Source organism: Candidatus Syntrophocurvum alkaliphilum, assembly GCF_009734445.1.
Classification (GTDB): Bacteria; Bacillota; Syntrophomonadia; order Syntrophomonadales; family Syntrophomonadaceae; genus Syntrophocurvum; species Syntrophocurvum alkaliphilum.
Genome location: NZ_CP046457.1, coordinates 963460 through 980128 on the forward strand (window position 1 = coordinate 963460; position 16669 = coordinate 980128).

General features: G+C 30.9%; 16 protein-coding genes and 2 tRNA genes. 8 read left to right on the top strand and 10 right to left on the bottom strand.

All coding sequences use genetic code 11. The features are described from left to right. Position 1: 1 nt before the first annotated feature. A complete protein-coding gene (locus SYNTR_RS04725; RefSeq protein WP_156203447.1) occupies positions 2-1657 on the bottom strand; it encodes an ABC1 kinase family protein in 1656 nt (551 codons plus the stop codon). A gap of 67 nt (positions 1658-1724) precedes the next feature. Next, complete coding sequence (locus SYNTR_RS04730; protein WP_156203448.1) at positions 1725-2015, bottom strand: phasin family protein; 291 nt, start codon at positions 2013-2015, stop codon at positions 1725-1727. Between the two features lie 204 nt (positions 2016-2219). Here SYNTR_RS04730 and SYNTR_RS04735 point away from each other — a divergent pair. From SYNTR_RS04735 to SYNTR_RS04760, 6 genes are all read left to right on the top strand, one after another. Further along, positions 2220-2294 (top strand) — tRNA-Gln (locus SYNTR_RS04735). A 105-nt stretch (positions 2295-2399) separates the two neighbouring features. Beyond that, positions 2400-2475 (top strand) — tRNA-Lys (locus SYNTR_RS04740). A 241-nt stretch (positions 2476-2716) separates the two neighbouring features. Beyond that, positions 2717-3175 carry a chemotaxis protein CheW gene (locus tag SYNTR_RS04745; protein WP_156203449.1) on the top strand — a complete coding sequence of 153 codons (459 nt, stop codon included), beginning with the start codon at positions 2717-2719 and terminating at the stop codon, positions 3173-3175. A 14-nt stretch (positions 3176-3189) separates the two neighbouring features. Further along, entirely contained in the window at positions 3190-3642 is a 453-nt protein-coding gene (locus SYNTR_RS04750) for a PDC sensor domain-containing protein (RefSeq protein WP_156203450.1), read from the top strand. After that, positions 3611-3757: a hypothetical protein gene (locus SYNTR_RS04755; protein WP_156203451.1), complete on the top strand. Its 147-nt coding sequence runs from the start codon at positions 3611-3613 to the stop codon at positions 3755-3757. Before SYNTR_RS04750 ends, SYNTR_RS04755 begins: the two co-directional genes overlap by 32 nt. Further along, positions 3750-4199 carry an HD-GYP domain-containing protein gene (locus SYNTR_RS04760; protein WP_243140236.1) on the top strand — a complete coding sequence of 150 codons (450 nt, stop codon included), beginning with the start codon at positions 3750-3752 and terminating at the stop codon, positions 4197-4199. The genes SYNTR_RS04755 and SYNTR_RS04760 overlap by 8 nt, the downstream gene beginning before the upstream one ends. A gap of 317 nt (positions 4200-4516) precedes the next feature. On the opposite strand, the gene SYNTR_RS04765 is transcribed toward SYNTR_RS04760, so the two are convergent. Further along, positions 4517-6205: a methyl-accepting chemotaxis protein gene (locus tag SYNTR_RS04765; protein ID WP_156203453.1), complete on the bottom strand. Its 1689-nt coding sequence runs from the start codon at positions 6203-6205 to the stop codon at positions 4517-4519. A gap of 348 nt (positions 6206-6553) precedes the next feature. Here SYNTR_RS04765 and SYNTR_RS04770 point away from each other — a divergent pair, with 348 nt between their 5' ends. Next, positions 6554-7828, top strand: coding sequence for an IS110 family RNA-guided transposase (locus SYNTR_RS04770; RefSeq protein WP_338140459.1), 1275 nt, complete (start codon positions 6554-6556; stop codon positions 7826-7828). A 184-nt stretch (positions 7829-8012) separates the two neighbouring features. On the opposite strand, the gene SYNTR_RS04775 is transcribed toward SYNTR_RS04770, so the two are convergent. The 5 genes from SYNTR_RS04775 to SYNTR_RS04795 all read right to left on the bottom strand — a co-directional run bounded on the left by SYNTR_RS04775 (position 8013) and on the right by SYNTR_RS04795 (position 13568). After that, positions 8013-8483, bottom strand: coding sequence for a chemotaxis protein CheW (locus SYNTR_RS04775; protein ID WP_156203454.1), 471 nt, complete (start codon positions 8481-8483; stop codon positions 8013-8015). Positions 8484-8749: 266 nt separating this feature from the next. Further along, positions 8750-10741, bottom strand: coding sequence for a methyl-accepting chemotaxis protein (locus tag SYNTR_RS04780; RefSeq protein ID WP_156203455.1), 1992 nt, complete (start codon positions 10739-10741; stop codon positions 8750-8752). Between the two features lie 53 nt (positions 10742-10794). After that, positions 10795-11265 carry a chemotaxis protein CheW gene (locus tag SYNTR_RS04785; RefSeq protein WP_156203456.1) on the bottom strand — a complete coding sequence of 157 codons (471 nt, stop codon included), beginning with the start codon at positions 11263-11265 and terminating at the stop codon, positions 10795-10797. Between the two features lie 528 nt (positions 11266-11793). Then, positions 11794-12198: a DUF2663 family protein gene (locus tag SYNTR_RS04790; RefSeq protein ID WP_156203457.1), complete on the bottom strand. Its 405-nt coding sequence runs from the start codon at positions 12196-12198 to the stop codon at positions 11794-11796. Positions 12199-12638: 440 nt separating this feature from the next. Continuing rightward, entirely contained in the window at positions 12639-13568 is a 930-nt protein-coding gene (locus SYNTR_RS04795) for an amidohydrolase family protein (protein ID WP_156203458.1), read from the bottom strand. A gap of 367 nt (positions 13569-13935) precedes the next feature. On the opposite strand from SYNTR_RS04795, the gene SYNTR_RS04800 reads away from it, so the two are divergent. Then, positions 13936-14298, top strand: coding sequence for a DUF2512 family protein (locus SYNTR_RS04800; RefSeq protein WP_156203459.1), 363 nt, complete (start codon positions 13936-13938; stop codon positions 14296-14298). 46 nt (positions 14299-14344) lie between these two features. Here SYNTR_RS04800 and SYNTR_RS04805 read toward each other — a convergent pair whose 3' ends face one another. Together SYNTR_RS04805 and SYNTR_RS04810 are read right to left on the bottom strand one after the other, a co-directional pair. After that, positions 14345-15136 (bottom strand): succinylglutamate desuccinylase/aspartoacylase family protein, encoded by a 792-nt coding sequence (locus SYNTR_RS04805; protein WP_156203460.1) that lies wholly within the window; start codon positions 15134-15136, stop codon positions 14345-14347. 231 nt (positions 15137-15367) lie between these two features. After that, positions 15368-16219 (bottom strand): DegV family protein, encoded by an 852-nt coding sequence (locus SYNTR_RS04810; protein ID WP_156203461.1) that lies wholly within the window; start codon positions 16217-16219, stop codon positions 15368-15370. Positions 16220-16669: the final 450 nt, after the last annotated feature.

The window sequence follows — 16669 nt, forward strand, 5'->3', positions numbered from 1 at the left end:
GTTAATATCTACCACTTCTTAAAATAGAATAAGCAAGAAATAATCCTAATATCATAGCAGTAGCAAAACCTACTTCTACTAAAGGAATTCTAGCAAATATATTTGTAACACTTTGATCAGCCATTAAAGATGTGCCTACTATTATACTAGCAACAATTATTGCAAGTGATAAACGATTAGACATTATATCCAATTTTGATGTGAGCTTTTGCAAATTAGCATGTTCCATTTTAATTTTTAGCTCACCTTCACTAATTACATCTAAAATGTTTTCTAATTCACGAGGTAATACTTTTATCATAGTTGTATAATCAAGAAGTATTTCCTGTATATCAGTTTTTAAATTTTCAGGTGAATAACGTTTAATTATAATTCTTCTTCCATATGGTTCTGCTATGTCTACCATGCTTATTAAAGGATCAAGTTGTGAAACAATGCTCTCAATGGTCATAAGCATTTTAACCATAAGTGATAATTCAGATGGTACTCTTACCTTATACTTTACTGAAAGCTCTATAAGCTCACCTAAAGCTTCACCAATTTTTATTTCAGATAATGGAAGTCCATAGTATTTTTGCTGTAATCGCGAAACATCCCTTTTTAGTTCCTCTCTATTTATATAATGATCTGATATTCCTAATGCTAATAGTGCCCTAACCACAGCATTTACATCATATCGTATCATTCCCATAACTAAATCCATACACTTTTCTTTTAAAACTTCATCTATAGTTCCAACTTGTCCAAAATCATAAAATATTATTTTTTCTCCGTTTGCTACAGCCATATTACCTGGATGTGGGTCCGCATGAAAAAACCCTTGTTCATATATTTGTTTAAATAAAGCTTCTACTAAGTTTTTCACTATGTTATTAGTATCATAATTTGCTTTTTTTAATTCAATAAAATTTGATATTTTTATACCTTCAACATATTCTAATGTCAGTATTTTCTTGCCCGAAAACTCCCAATAGACTTTTGGTATAATAACATCTTCATCATTTTTAAAATTGTTATAGAAAATGTCAGCATTTCTAGCTTCTTTGTAAAAATCAAGTTCGTTCCTTAAAGCTTCAGATAACTCTTTTATAATATCAGAAATTTTATATATACTTCCCCAGCTCGTTCTTCTTTCTATTAAGTCAGCAATATGTTCAAGAATTGTTAAATCAGTTTCTACGACTTTGTCAATATCTGGTCGTTGAACTTTTATAACAACTTTACTTCCATCCTTTAACTCCGCTTCATGTACTTGAGCTATTGAAGCTGCTGCCATTGGTTCTGGATTAATGTAACTAAAACATTCTGCAATATTAATATCCTCATGAATAAAAGTATTAATAACTTTTTCAAAAGAAAATGGTGGAACATTATTTTGCAGGTTTTCAAGTTCTTTTATAAATTCTTGATTGAGTATATCTGGCCGAACACTTAATAATTGTCCTAATTTAATAAATGTAGGTCCTAATTCTTCAATAGCTAGTCTAAGCCTTTTAGGCATCGTACTATCATATTCATTTAATTCTTGCTTTTTCTTAGTAAAAGGTATTCTAATATTATATTTTTCAAACAAAAATCCAAAGCCATGTTTTGCAAAAATACTTACAACTTCTTTATACCGAGGAAAATTATTAAAATGCGAGAAACGCTTTTTCATGTACTTCTCCCCCACCAAACATTTTGTGTATAAAATACTGCCGGATAAATCCGGCAGTATATGATTTTTAATTTAATTTACTTTCAATTTCAGCAATACGCTTTTCTAATTTTTCTAAATCTGTACGAGTAATTATACCAGTTTCATTTTTAACATTATTTATTTCGTTATTTATAATCGTACGTAATTCTTTTTTTTCTTCTTCACCTTTTTTCAACATTTCATCAACAAACTGTTTAGCTTCATCTCTATTCATTTCACCTTTTTCTACCAAATCATTTATAAGTTTCTCAGCTTTTTCCTTGGTAAGTGTTATTGCTCCTATACCTAGATACAGTGCTTTTTTCATAAAATCCATAGCAGATACCTCCTTATTTAAAATAATTTTTCCTCTTAAATATTTCCCTACACTTAGAATATCATTTCTTAAATAATGTTTATATATTATGCTATTTTGTTTTTTCCAATTCAAATTACAATTCTTTAATCTAATATTATCCTTAAAAATTAAATTTTTCTAGCATAATTAATAACAATTTACACAAACTTATATTGTAAACGATGGGATGTAGCCAAGTGGTAAGGCAACGGACTTTGACTCCGTCATGCGTTGGTTCGAATCCAGCCATCCCAGCCAAAAATAAATTTTCATGAGGCTAATTAGCCTCTTTTTTATATTTTTCTCTTGATTTTTATCAATATAAAAAGTTATAATAACATTCGTTCACAAAAATTTTTAATTGGGCCATTAGCTCAGTTGGCAGAGCACCTGACTTTTAATCAGGGTGTCCCAGGTTCGAATCCTGGATGGCTCACCATCTTAGAATTATCACCTGTCAAGCTTGACAGGTTTTTCTATTTTCTGAAATATATCAAAAAAAACGGTTCCTTTGATATATTCACTTCTAACTACTCTGTAACCTTAAATGCAAATTTTATAATCATAGAGCTTTGCCTTTCGCATCTGCTTCACGAAAAAGATTAAATAATAAATAACACTTAATGTATAAACTGCATATCATGGCATTAAATCCCTGTTAGTGGAAAGGAGGGGCATAATTGGAAAAACTATATGTAATTTTCTACTTGTTAGATAATGATCTAAAGTATGAATTAGGTATTCCAATTGAAGATGTTAGTGAAATTATTAGACTGAATAATATTACTCCACTACCAGATGCTACAGATTCAATAGAAGGCATAATTAACTTGCGTAATAAAATAATACCTGTAATTAATGTAAGACATTTATTTAATATACCTAGTAATAATTTTTCAGAACAATCTAGAATTGTAGTTTTTCAATATGATGACTTAATTACTGGAGTAATAGTCGATGAAGTAACTGAGGTCTTACGTTTACATGAAGCTAACATCGAACACATTCCTGATATCTTTGATGATGAAACATCTAATTATTTACATGGTATTGGCAAAATAAATGACCGGTTAATTCTACTATTAAATGTAGGAAGTTTAGTTATTAATAGAGAGGTTTGTGAAGAATCTTTTGTGTGACAGGAGGTTAGAAATTGAAACGCCTATCTTATAAGTTAATGCTTTATTTTGGTTCACTTTTGGCTGTAATGTGCCTTAGTTTAATATTAATAGTTTATATTAATGTTTCTGATACTTTAGTTTCTGATGCTGAAGAGGATGTTATGGTTAAGTCTCAGCTTGTGTCTCAAATCATATCTACTGGCATGGAGAAGCATGTAGTAACAGTAGAACAAACTGCTTCTTTGGTTAGAATAAGAAGCATGGATTGGGATGTTCAACAGCCGTTATTGCAAGAGGAAGTAGAGCGTCACCAATTAGCACAACTCGGAGTAGTAACAGCTGATGGTATAGCAAGATTTAACGATGATACAACTGCAGATATAGCAGATAGGGATTATTTTCAAATTGCACTTAGAGGTGAATCTAATTATGCAGACCCAATTGTAAGCAGAATTGATGAATTCAATAGTTATACCAGTTGCTAGTCCAATAAGAGATGAAAGTAATAATGTTATTGCGGTTCTTTTAGCTATTTTGCCAATAGAATTTTTAGGTGATATTACTAATAGTATTCATGCAGAAGGTGACTCTTATGCATAATCATATTATAGAAAATTTGAAAGTATTATCTTTAATGCACGATATCGGGAAAATAGCCATTTCTGATTCTATATTAAATAAACCTGGAAGATTAAATAAAAAAGAATGCTTTGAAATGAAAAAGCATACTGAAATAGGACACCGGATAGCTGAAGTTACACCAGAATTTTCTCATATTGCACACGAAAGATTTGATGGTAAAGGTTACCCACAAGGTTTAAAGGGATTATCAATCCCTCTAGAATCGAGAATTTTGGCAATAGTGGATGCTTATGATGCCATGACTAATGACCGTGCTTATCGAAAAGCAATGAGTTGTAAAAAAGCTATTCAAGAAATAACAAAAAATTCTGGAACACAATTTGATCCTTTATTAGTAAAAGTTTTTACTGAAACAATTATAGATGAAAAAAAAACACCTAAAACAAGGGAGTATCCATAATTCCGTAAATGAAATTTAAGTTACTATGTTTTTATTAGATGTTTAGCATAATTTTACTAATAATTGGTTATGATATTTATGCTTACTTGCTAAAAAGGATAAAGCCGCTGAATGCAAGGGGGTTTCCCAAAAGAATAAAGGAAGACTAGTTTTTTTAGGATTGGATAATTACTTAACTAGTCTTCCTTTTAATTTTTCTTTTACTTCAATTGCATTTTGCAGATATCTTGGCTGCTTCATCTTAGGTTAATGTTTGTTATACTTTTTAGATATGATATCTAGTACATTCTCTTATACTCTTTCATTCCATATAAATATTAATATTTAAACTTTTTAATTTGTTCTTGCATATCTTCTGCTAATTTAGCAAGGCCCTGTGCTGCATTTGCAATTTCTTGAATTGAGGCTGTTTGCTCCTCTATAGATGCTGCAGCTTCTTCTGTACCTGCTGCATTCTCTTGTGCTATAGCTGATAAGCTTTGGATTACTTCTATAATTTCGTTTTTCTTTTGCTCCATTTCTACTCCTGATGCATTTAGTCTTTCTATAGCTTCTTGAGTGTTTTCTATAGCCCCAGCAATACCTTCAAATTTGCCTTTGGTATCAGTTACACTAGCAGTTTGCTCATCAACTATAGTTTTAACTCCTTCTACAGTTTTTACTGCTTTGTTTGTTTTACTAGAAAGATCATTTATTATTGATTCTATCTCTTGTATAGAGTCATTAGATTGTTCGGCTAGTTTTCTTACTTCTTCAGCAACTACCGCAAAACCCTTACCATGTTCACCTGCTCGTGCTGCCTCAATTGCTGCATTTAGAGCTAGAAGATTTGTTTGATCAGCTATACTTTTTATAACTTCACTAGCTGTTTTAATTCCTTCTGCACTAGTATTAGTTTCTTGTATTACATCATATATTTCATCTGCTGCTTCATTGTTTTGGTTTGCTTTAAGTACTAGAGTTTCAAGTGTTTCAAATCCTTCGTCTTTTAGTTTATTTACTTCATCAACCGTTTGGTTTACTACTTGAACATATTCTTGTTCTTTATCCATTATATTACCTAGTTCATCAATTTTAACAGCCCCTTGCTCAGTACTTTTAGCTTGATCACCAGCTCCTTTTGCCATTTCTTCTATGCTTCTAGCCACTTCATTTGCTGTTGTAGATGTTTGATCACTAGTTGCAGTCATTTCCTCTGAGCTTGTTGCTACTTGCTCAGAAGCTTTTGATACATTCTTTATAGTTCTTCCTATATTTGAAGTAATTTTTTCAATCGCATTTGCAATTTTTCCTATTTCATCTTTTCTTTCTAAATATTCAGGAGGTATTTCTGCTTTGAGGTTTAAATTAGATACTTCTTCAGTATATCCCACAATGTTATCAATTATCTTGCCAAGTTTTATTGTAACTATATAGACACCTACAACAACTATAACAAATATAATTGCTAAAAATATACCTATATCTCTTTGGGCTGAAAATGCTACTGAACGTATTTCATCATTGCTAATTCCCACAAACCACATTCCAATAATATTTCCATATGTATCTTCAATGGGAGTGTAGATTGTAAAATGAGATTCACCAAGTATATCGGCTTCACCAACAAAAGTTTCTCCATCAACTAATACACTTTGTGCTACTTCTGATGAAACTTGGGTGCCAACAGCTCTGTTTCCATTTTCCATAACATTTGTAGATATTCTAGTATCATCTAAAAAAACAGTTGCCAAAGAGCCCGTCGCATCTCTTAGGCTATCTACTAATTCAGTATCATTGTTAATCAGATGTTCTCCTTTATAAAGCTGTCCATCTCGTACTTCCCACTCACCCGGATACATAACATCTGCTAAAGTAAGTCCTATGTTGCTATCGGAATTTAATTTATCCTCAACTAATATTGATTGAATTGCATTACTGCTCATAATAAACATTCCTATAGCAATTGTAAGCACTACTGCTATACTAAAAAATAGCAGACGTTCCTTTAGTCCTAAATTTTTCATAACATACCTCCTCGTATAATATGTTTAGTTCCACTTTTGAAATGGCCTAAACATATTTTTTTATTTTATTTAAGATATCCCAGTGCTAATCTATTCATAAGAACGATTGGCGAAGGAAAATTCTTCCTCTCCTTGCAAAACCTAAACGGTTATTGCCAATAAAGCGTGCTTCCTGACTTAGTTGCCATATTCTGCTTACTCAGATGCTGCATCCCTTTGACTAGCCAGCAGCAAGGTATTTTTCAAAGGTGAATGCTAATAATGCGAGGTTGCAGTCAGCTTCTAAGATTGGGATATCTCCTTTAATAATTGTTCCACCATTATCTTCCTATGAAAGGTGGTGATTTGATGAAGAACAATGTTCTATCAACTTTATTCGTTGGTATTGATGTTAGTTCAAAAACCAATGTTTTGTGTGCTCTTGATTTTCAAGGTAATAAACTCCTAAGTTTAAAGACTCAAAATAATCAACCAGGTGCTGAAGCTATTTTAGATAGTATTGTTACTTGTTTAAATTCCAATGGCTTAAAATATGTGGTTATAGCTTTAGAATCAACCTCATTTTATAGTACTCATATTGCTAATTTTCTTTCCTCTAACCAAGACTTATTGTTTTTTAAGCCTCTAGTCTACTGTCTTAACCCTAAGTCTGTTGCTAATTACAGAAAATCTTTTGTTGATATGAATAAGACCGATCCGTTAGATGCTTTTGTAATTGCCGACTTCGCTAGAGTTGGTCGAATTACTTGCAAACCTTGGCGCGGCGCTCAGTTTCTTGCTTTGCAAAGACTTTCTAGGCATAGACTTCATTTGGTTGAATGTATTACCAGAGAAAAAGCGTATATGGTTTCTAATATTTATTTAAAGTTTAGTGAGTTGGCTGTTTTGGATAAAGATAACAAGCCTTTTTCTAATACCTATGGCACTACTTCTGCTGCTGTTTTAACTGAATTTTTATCTCTAGACGATATTACTTATTCTTCTATTGATGATCTTGTAGCTTTTGTGTCTGCTAAGGGTAAGAATCGTTTTGCTAATCCTTATGAGACCGCTAAGCTACTGCAAAAAGCAGCTAGAGATTCTTATCGTTTAGATAAAATGTTATATGAGCCTTTAAACACCTCAATTGCTTCTTCCTTTAATATAATTAAGGCCTTCGAAGATGAAATAAAAACTATTGATAAAGCTATTACAAAAACTATTAAAGGTCTTAATACTACAGAGTATCAATCTCTTATTTCAGTTCCAGGCATCGGACCAGTGCTTGCTAGCGGTATTCTTGCCGAAATAGGTACTATTTCTTCCTTTGACTCTCACGATGCTTTTGCTAAATATGCTGGTCTTACCTGGAGAGTAAACCAATCTGGAAACTATTCTGCTGATGATACTCGTATGACTAAAACTGGTAATAAATATCTAAGGTATTACTTAATCGAGGCTGCAAATAGCGTTAAGAACCATGTGCCTGAATACAAAGATTTTTACCTTAAAAAATATAGTGAAGTAACTACTCACCAACACAAAAGAGCACTCGCACTTACATCGCGTAAATTAGTACGTCTGATTTTTGGCTTGCTGACTAAAAATCAAATTTACTCCAGCAATAAAGTTGGAGAAGTTTAATTAAAATCTTCCTTCCTAACCTATTTTTTTTGTTGCAAAACGATAGGTTTAATTTGTGTTGCCCTTTTTTAAATAAACGATTAGTTTTCTTTAAAATTTGTGTCTTGACATATTACCAGATTGCTTAATATATTTATTAATTTCTTTTCACTTTTGTGTTGAATCTTTTAATTGCAAAAATCATCTAATTTATTTTTGCTAACTCTTCATTTTCTATTTTGTTAAAAACATTTTCTAGTTCTAGTAGAACAATTAATCTTTTATCTACTTTAGCTATACCATTTATATAATCACTACTGACACCACCTATAACATCAGTAGTTTCTTCTATGTTTTCTGCCGACAATCTTAAAACTTCTGAAACTTCATCAACAATAACTCCTATAAAGTTCTCATTTAAGTTACAAACAATAATACGGGACTGATCAGTTAGTTTGCTTTTTATATTAAAAAAACGTTTTTTAAGATCAATAATTGGAATTACATTTCCACGTAAATTAATTATACCTTCAACAAAATCAGGCATCTGCGGCATTTTAGTTATCTCTAATAATCTATTAATTTCTTGAACTTTTTCTATAGATACTCCATATTCAATTTGATCTTTATCGACAAATAACGAGAAAACAACAACTTGTAATTCTTTTTGACTCATAGACCCTCCACCCCCTATGCTACCTTGGTATATTTGTTTTTAACAAATTATTGATATATCAAATTTTCAAATCTTCTATTCTTTTAGAAATAATTTCTACAAAAATTTTAATATTCCTTTTTATATAGGTATTTTTTCACAGTTAATGTTATTTCTTGGTCCTATAAAAATATATAATAATTTTATAAAGATAAAAATAAAAACACCCCCTATTTAGTAAAATTTAAATAGGGGATGTGGGGGAATAATTATTAAAAGCTTATTTATTAATACTTAAACTGTTTAATTTGTTCTTGCATCTCCTCTGCTAATTTAGCAAGTCCTTGTGCGGCACCTGCAATCTCCTGGATTGAGGCTGTTTGTTCTTCTATAGATGCAGCGGCTTCTTCTGTACCTGCTGCATTTTCTTCTGCTATAGCTGATAGACTTTGGACTACTTCGATTATCTCGTTTTTCTTGTTCTCCATTTCTACACCTGATGCATTTAGTCTTTCTATAGCTTCTTGAGTGTTTTCTATAGCCCCAGCAATACCTTCAAATTTGCCTTTGGTATCGGTTACACTAGCAGTTTGTTCATCAACTATGGTCTTAACTCCTTCTACTGTTTTTACTGCTTGGTTAGTTTTAGTTGAAAGATCATTTATTATTGTTTCTATTTCTTGTATTGAATTATTTGATTGTTCAGCTAGTTTTCTTACTTCCTCAGCAACTACAGCAAAGCCTTTACCATGTTCACCTGCTCGTGCTGCCTCAATAGCTGCATTAAGTGCAAGTAGGTTTGTCTGTTCGGCAATACTCTTTATAACTTCACTAGCTGTTTTAATTCCTTCTGCACTAGTATTAGTTTCTTGTATTACACCATATATTTCATCTGCTGCTTCATTATTTTGGTTTGCTTTAGTTACTAGAGTTTCTAGGGTTTCAAACCCTTCGTCCTTTAGTTTGTTTACTTCATCAACTGTTTGATTTACTACTTGAACATATTCTTGTTCTTCGTTAATTATATTACCTAGTTCATCAATCTTAGCCGCTCCTTGCTCGGTTCCTCTAGCTTGATCACCAGCACCTTTGGCCATTTCTTCTATACTTCTAGCTACTTCATCTGCTGTAGTAGATGTTTGGTCACTAGTTGCAGTCATCTCCTCTGAGCTTGCTGCTACTTGATCAGAAGCTTGTGAAATACTATTAATTGTATCTCGTAATGCTTCAATCAAAGTTTGGAATGCTTGAGCTAATTCACCTATTTCATCTTTTCTGTTTAGGTCTTGCTCAGGTACATCTATACTTAAATCTAAGTTAGCCATTGCTTTTGCTCGTTCTACAGTTGCACTAATTGGAACTGTTATCTGACGACCTATAAAATACGCAACTGCTAAGCCTAAAGCTACGAAAACCAAGGCTGCTAATCCTATACCGGTTTGTAAAGCACCTAAGCCTGACATTACATCACTGCGTAGAGCAGCTACACCAACACTCCATTCAGTACCTTCAACTGGTGAAAAGCCCATGTAAACTTCTCTATCATCTAAGTTAACATAACTACCAAAATCTCTTTCACCTTGTATCATTCTATTCTGTACTTCAGCTATTGGTGCTAATGCACTATCCTGTCTTGCTTCTTCTATAAAGTTTCTTTGGTCAAATATAAATTCTTCATCTGGATGAGCAATAATAGTACCATTTTCATCAATTACGTAAGCATATCCACCTTCACCAAAATCAACTTCATTAGTTATTGCACTTAAAGCCATTCCATCCATTGCTGCCATTAATACTCCAGCAATACTTTCATTTTCATCATAAATAGGGGCGGCAATAACTAATACTATCGTATTATCTACTCTACTTACTACAGGTTCTAGAACTGAATTACCCTGCATAGCTTCTTGGAAATAGCTACGGTCTTCTATTTGATCTACCTGCCCATTAGTCATTCTTATATGACCATCAGTAGTAGCTACACCCATAAAATCATAATCATTTCGCTCTGCTTCCTCGTTAAGTGCTGGATATTGTTCTTCCCAGTCCATACTTCTAACAGCATTACGATTTGCTACCCCCTCTACAATATTAGTTTGAGCTTCATGTGCTCTTGCTACTACTGCTGCTACTTGGTCAGCCAACTCGGGCAAATTTTGCCTTTGGTTATCTTCTAAGGCATTAGATGCACTATTATAAGCAATTAAGCCTAAACCACCTGCAACAACTAAAAGAGTTGCTGTGATATAGACCATAATTTTTTTTCCGATACTTTTCATTGTCCATTTACCTCCAAAATTGTTCTAAAATAAGTTTAAAAATATTTTAAATTCTAACTAACTTCAATTAATTCGCTTTTTTCTAGTTTAGAAAATACGTTTTCTAATTCTAAAAGAACAATTAACCTATCCCCAATTTTTGATATGCCAGCTATGTAATCACTGCTAATACTACTTATTACATCATTAGTGTTTTCAATACTATCAGCAGGCAATTTCAAAACCTCGGAAACCGCATCAACTATTATTCCTATGTAAGTACCTTCTAAATCACAAACAATGATTCTTGATTGTTCAGTTTGTGCACTCTCTGTAATAAAGAAACGCTTCTTTAGGTCAATTATTGGTATAATATTTCCTCTTAAGTTAACTATTCCTTCAACAAATTCGGGGGCTTCGGGGATTTTTGTTATTGCTAATAACCGGTTAATTTCTTGTACTGACTCAATTGGCACACCGAACTCAATTTGGTCTTCCTCTATAAATAGAGTAAAAACTACTACTTGTAATTCTTGCTGACTCATTTACTAACCCTCCCTCCTTGTTTAAAATCTTTAATAATTAAAACTTGTTATTGGTAAACCTTTTGTATTGAATTGAGATATTTTTAGTTAATTCTTCCTGTATTGTTACACACTTTTTATCTTTTCAACATTTTACCCAAATTTCCTTTAAAAAAGATAACCGAAATTGCGACATTTGTCGTTTATTTCTTGGGTCAATCGTAAGCATTGTTTTTGCTGTAAATATTATGTTATTGAAATAAAACTAGAAAAAGTTAGTAAGTTAATACAAAAATCAATAGTGTTTTTGGGCATTGTCGTCTATTCAAGCTCATTTATTACTTAATAATATCTGTTTAATTGTAAATGGAATAATTAAGATAGATAAGTATATTTATACAGGTAAGTATTAATTTTCGTGGTAGGATGATTATGTTTTTTTCAAAAATATTCATAGGACTGGTGTGAATGGTTTTAGTTTTTGCAGTAAAATCAACCTTTATTTAGGGATTATTTATATACAGGGGGGGGATTCTTCGGACTAAATGGTTAGTAATATAGATTAATGTTATATTTATCTTTCATTGTTTTTAAATAGTCTTCATAATGATTACAACTTACTCCACATAAACATAATTTAGATTCTAATCTTTTTTGTATTATATGCTTATAATTATTAAATTCCGTATTAACTTTAGCTATTTTTTTATTTAAATAAACATATATCATTACTGTTATAATACAAATATTTAATAATAGATAATTAATGGTACCTTCAAACCAATTTCTTATATCAATACCGTTAATAACAAAAAACAAAATACTTAAAGATATCAAAAATATTGTAATAAACTTATTTATATAAACTAAGGTTTCTTTTTGTTTGCTACATTCAATAAGTTTTGCTGTAACTACTTTTGAAGACTCAGATAGATAAGTTAAATCTGTCATCATATGTACTCCTTTAGTTATTATTTATTTAAATATATTTATGTATAAATAATAAAAAAAAGAAGTATTTACCTTTTTTTATATTAACACAAAAAGACCTTTATCATTTTGATAAAGGTCTTTTTTATTTTAGATTAGGGTGGCGGAGAATAAACCTACTGTGATAATCAAAAAACTAAATAACCTCTCTTTTTAGGATACCGCCTTGTATAATAACCGATAAACTTATTTTTTAAAAATTCGAAGAGTTTTTTATTATTTAATAACCGTGGTTAAGAATCTAATAACTTTCTTAGGGGTTCAAGTAACTTTAATCTTCTAAAAACTATGAATCTTGGATACTTTTTAATTGACCTTTGAAAAACTATTATTTCTCCGCCACCTAACTTTATTATAAGTATATTAATTCAAAATATCAAGTAGTAAAAATAAAATTTTTAGTGTTATTTACAATTAACTTTTGTCTTAATATCTAATAAATTTGTTGCATTTTTATAAAAGATCATCTCTTCTAATATTTTATCTCCTTCACATGCATATTTTACTGTTTTAATGGAAGGTATTCTATTAGTAAAAGGCCAATCTGAAGCAAACATAATTTTTTCTGCTCCAAATATTTTAATGAGTTTATTTATATTAGCAGGAGGTTGAAAACTTGTATCAAGCCAAATATTCTTACAGTCTTTTAATTGTTTACATACTTCATCAATTTGAGATAGTCCTGCATGTCCAATAATAAAATTTATATGAGGAAAGGTTCTGACTAAAACATTTAAGTAATTAATCTTCCCATAATCTGGTATGTTTTTATGTTGTTCATTTTTTAGATAATAATAAGCAATACCAGCATGTACTAATATTGGTTTTTTCCAATATGAAAACAATTCAATAACATCAAAAACACGTTCATTATTTAGAGCTATTTTTTGTATTATTGGATGCAGTTTTAATCCTAAAGCTCCTATATTTATATCGTGTTGAAATTTTTTCTTTAAATCATTAATATTATCAAAATCAACACTAGTAAAAAATAATATCCTATCGTCAAACTTAGATGCATTGTATAAATCCTCAATAGTAACATTGGGCTCAATAGGCATACAAACTGTATATATGATATCTGTATTTTTTAATGAAAGTCTATAGTTTTCCAAAGTAGCTGTAAAATTTCTAGCCCTTTGAGCTTTTGTAGACCAATAACCAAAAACAGTATAAGGTATAGAATTCATTCCTATTTCCTGCATGTGATTTTTTTCATTTATATTTTGTGGATCAAACTCTACTGGTAATTTAACTCCTGTTTCATAAATTAATTTCCCTCCATCATTGTATAATATGTCTCCTAAATGACAATGTACATCTATTATATTCACTAAATCATCACCTATATTTTTTTAATATTTGGTTTAACTGCGAAAAGCTAAACTTAGATTATGGAATCGGCTGAGCAAACATGTTTATCACGCCACTCATCGGTCTTTATCTCTATTATGGAATAGCACTTATTTTCTAAGATGAATTTTTATTTATTTCTTTGCCGTGATCTATGCACCACGCCTTGCCATTCGGGACTTAGATAAACATGTTTGCTCAGCCTTATGTTTTTTGTAGTTACTTTTTGCAGCAGAATCATATTTGAATAAATAATATTTTTCCCTTAAATAAAAATATTTATTACATGTAAATAAATTAGCGTTTTACAGGTAAAAATAAATATATGATTAGAAAGGAGTCAACTAGATGCATGGTTTGTATATAAAAATAATAGTGTGTCCTTTAGTGGTTTATTTAGCTCATCTGCTTATTCCACAAGTAGTATATCTACAAATTTGGCAACCATTAGTTGTTGGATTAATTTTAGCATTTTTAGGTCATGTAATGGAGTTGTTATTACTCAATGAAGCGACAGTTATTTATACTGCCCTTATTGATTTTGTTGCAGCTTCATTAATTATTTATATTAGTGGAATATTTTTTGTTGGTGCTATTATCACAATTATGGGAGCAATTATTACTGGTGCTATATTAGCTGCTACTGAATTGGCTCAGCATATATATCTTGTCAAGGGTACATTAACTGGTAGTATGAATAAAATTAGATAAAAAAATAACCGATTGTAAAATGCATCGGTTATTTTTTTAATTAAAATTATATCATATCTAACTGTTCTAATAATGAGTTTACTGAAGTCATTTGATAATTTACTCTCGTAGATAAATTATCCCTCATAGTTGATTCAAATATAAATGCATTTATTTCATGAAGTTCTGCAGCACTACGCGCTAAACTACCTCTTACAGGGTTACGTATAACTGTGAATTGTTCTCTTTCTCTAGATATATCTTTATTTAGCTCATCTGCTATATTAAGAACGTAGGTTCTTGCACCTCTTGCTGGATAATATATTATAGTTTGTCCTACAGAATTCGTATCTGGATTTTTATGATAGTCAAAACCTTCATGTAAATCCATTAACCAATCTATTTCATATTCTTCTATAACTTCATCCCATATAGCTGTTGCTAAAGTACCACTTGGGTTTCCATTACTTGTCCTTGGAAATTCTCTGTTTAAATCTTCTTCTCCCGGAACAAAACGCCTTTCAATTTCAACTGACCTTTTGTTTGCTTCTGGTAGGACAAGTAATTTTCCTTTATTAATTTCTATTTCTTTAGATTTATAAGCTGCTTCAACACCAGCTATTTCATTTCCATGTACCCCTCCTACAATTAAAACAACTGGACCTGGTTTGCCACTATCTATTATATAGAGATTTGTAGCATATTTTGTACCAGAGGCAATAACCTCTTTGTCCATTGTAATTTGCTTATTACTCGCAGCGTCAGCACCAATCGGATTTGCTAATAAGACACCTAGCATGAATAATGGAAGAATTATTAATGCTATAAGTCTGGTGTGAATGTGTCTCTTTTTTGTCATTTTATCATCCTTTCTTTTCAATAAAGTAACATTTAAAACTATACAACAAGTTAGGGATATAAACCTGCAGGTAATATAAAGTATTTATAGCTAATTTAGGTTGAAAAATATAAATAAAAAAAGTACCTTTTTCCGTAGAATTAGGTACCTAAATAATTATTTATTAATTTTTATAACTACTTTATTTTGTATAATATTGAATTAATTACTTATAATTTATCTATCAATATTTTATTTTTCGGTACAGTATACTATACCAATAGCACCTGGTCCTACATGGAGCCCTATAACAGGACCAATAGGAACTACAGGTACAGTAAAATCATATTTATCACATATTTTATCTGCAATTTCTTTAGCTTTTTCATGACAATTAATATGATGGACAAGAATATGTTTTAAACCATTAGTTTTATAATCATTATCTAGTCGCTCAAGCATTGCTTCAATAGCAGCCTTAGATCCTCTTGCTTTTTTTAGTACTGCTGTTTTCCCATTTTCCACAAATAATACCGGCTTTATATTTAGAATTGATCCTAATAACGCTGAAGCTCCACCAATACGCCCACCTTTTTTCAAAAATTCTAATGTTTCTGGTGCAAAATAAAAGTGAACTCGCTTAATCATGTATTTAGCCAAATCAACGATTTCATCAAATTTTTGACCTGATAAAGCAGCACGTGCTGCTTCTATAACAGGTAAGCCTAATGCCATACTGTTGGTTCTACCATCTAATACCTCAATTTTAGCATGGGGATAATCTTCTAATACTATATCACGTGCACTTATAGCGGTTTCATAAGTACCACTCATATCAGATGATAAAAAGATAGCAACTATTTCATTTCCATTAGATACTATATTTTCGAAAATACTAATTATACTACCTTGAGACGGTTGCGAAGAAGTAGGTATAATTCCTGTGGTCTTTATTTTTCTATAAAAGTATTCATGATCAACTTCATTTTCCTTAAAAGATTCGTCGGGAAAATTAACACTTAACGGCACTATAGTTATATCTAATTCTTTAATAAGTGAATTTTCAATATATGATGTACTATCTGTTACTACCTTAATAGCCATATCCTAACCTCCCAATAATTATATAAATCTTTTCTTCAATTAATTAAATTTTTCCTGCAAAATTTTATAAATCAATATTGATTCTGCTACAAAAAGTAACCACATAGAACTTAAGGCTGAGCAAACATGTTTATCTAAGTCCTTAAGTAGCAAGGCGTGGTGCACAGATCACGGCTAAGTATAAGTGAATTTTACTTTAGATAATAAGTGCTAAGCAAAAATGAGGATAAAGACCGATGAGCGGCGTGATAAACATGTTTGCTCAGCCGATTCCATACTCTAAGTTTAGCTTTTTGCAGTGGAATCAATATTAGTTCTTATTATTTTAACCATAATAGTGTAATAAATAAATAATTCCGACACATGCTGTTAACAGAATTCGCTATTTATATTAAAAAATGACCTGCATTTAAGTTAATAAAGACCATTTTATTAATTTATTTTGTTTAG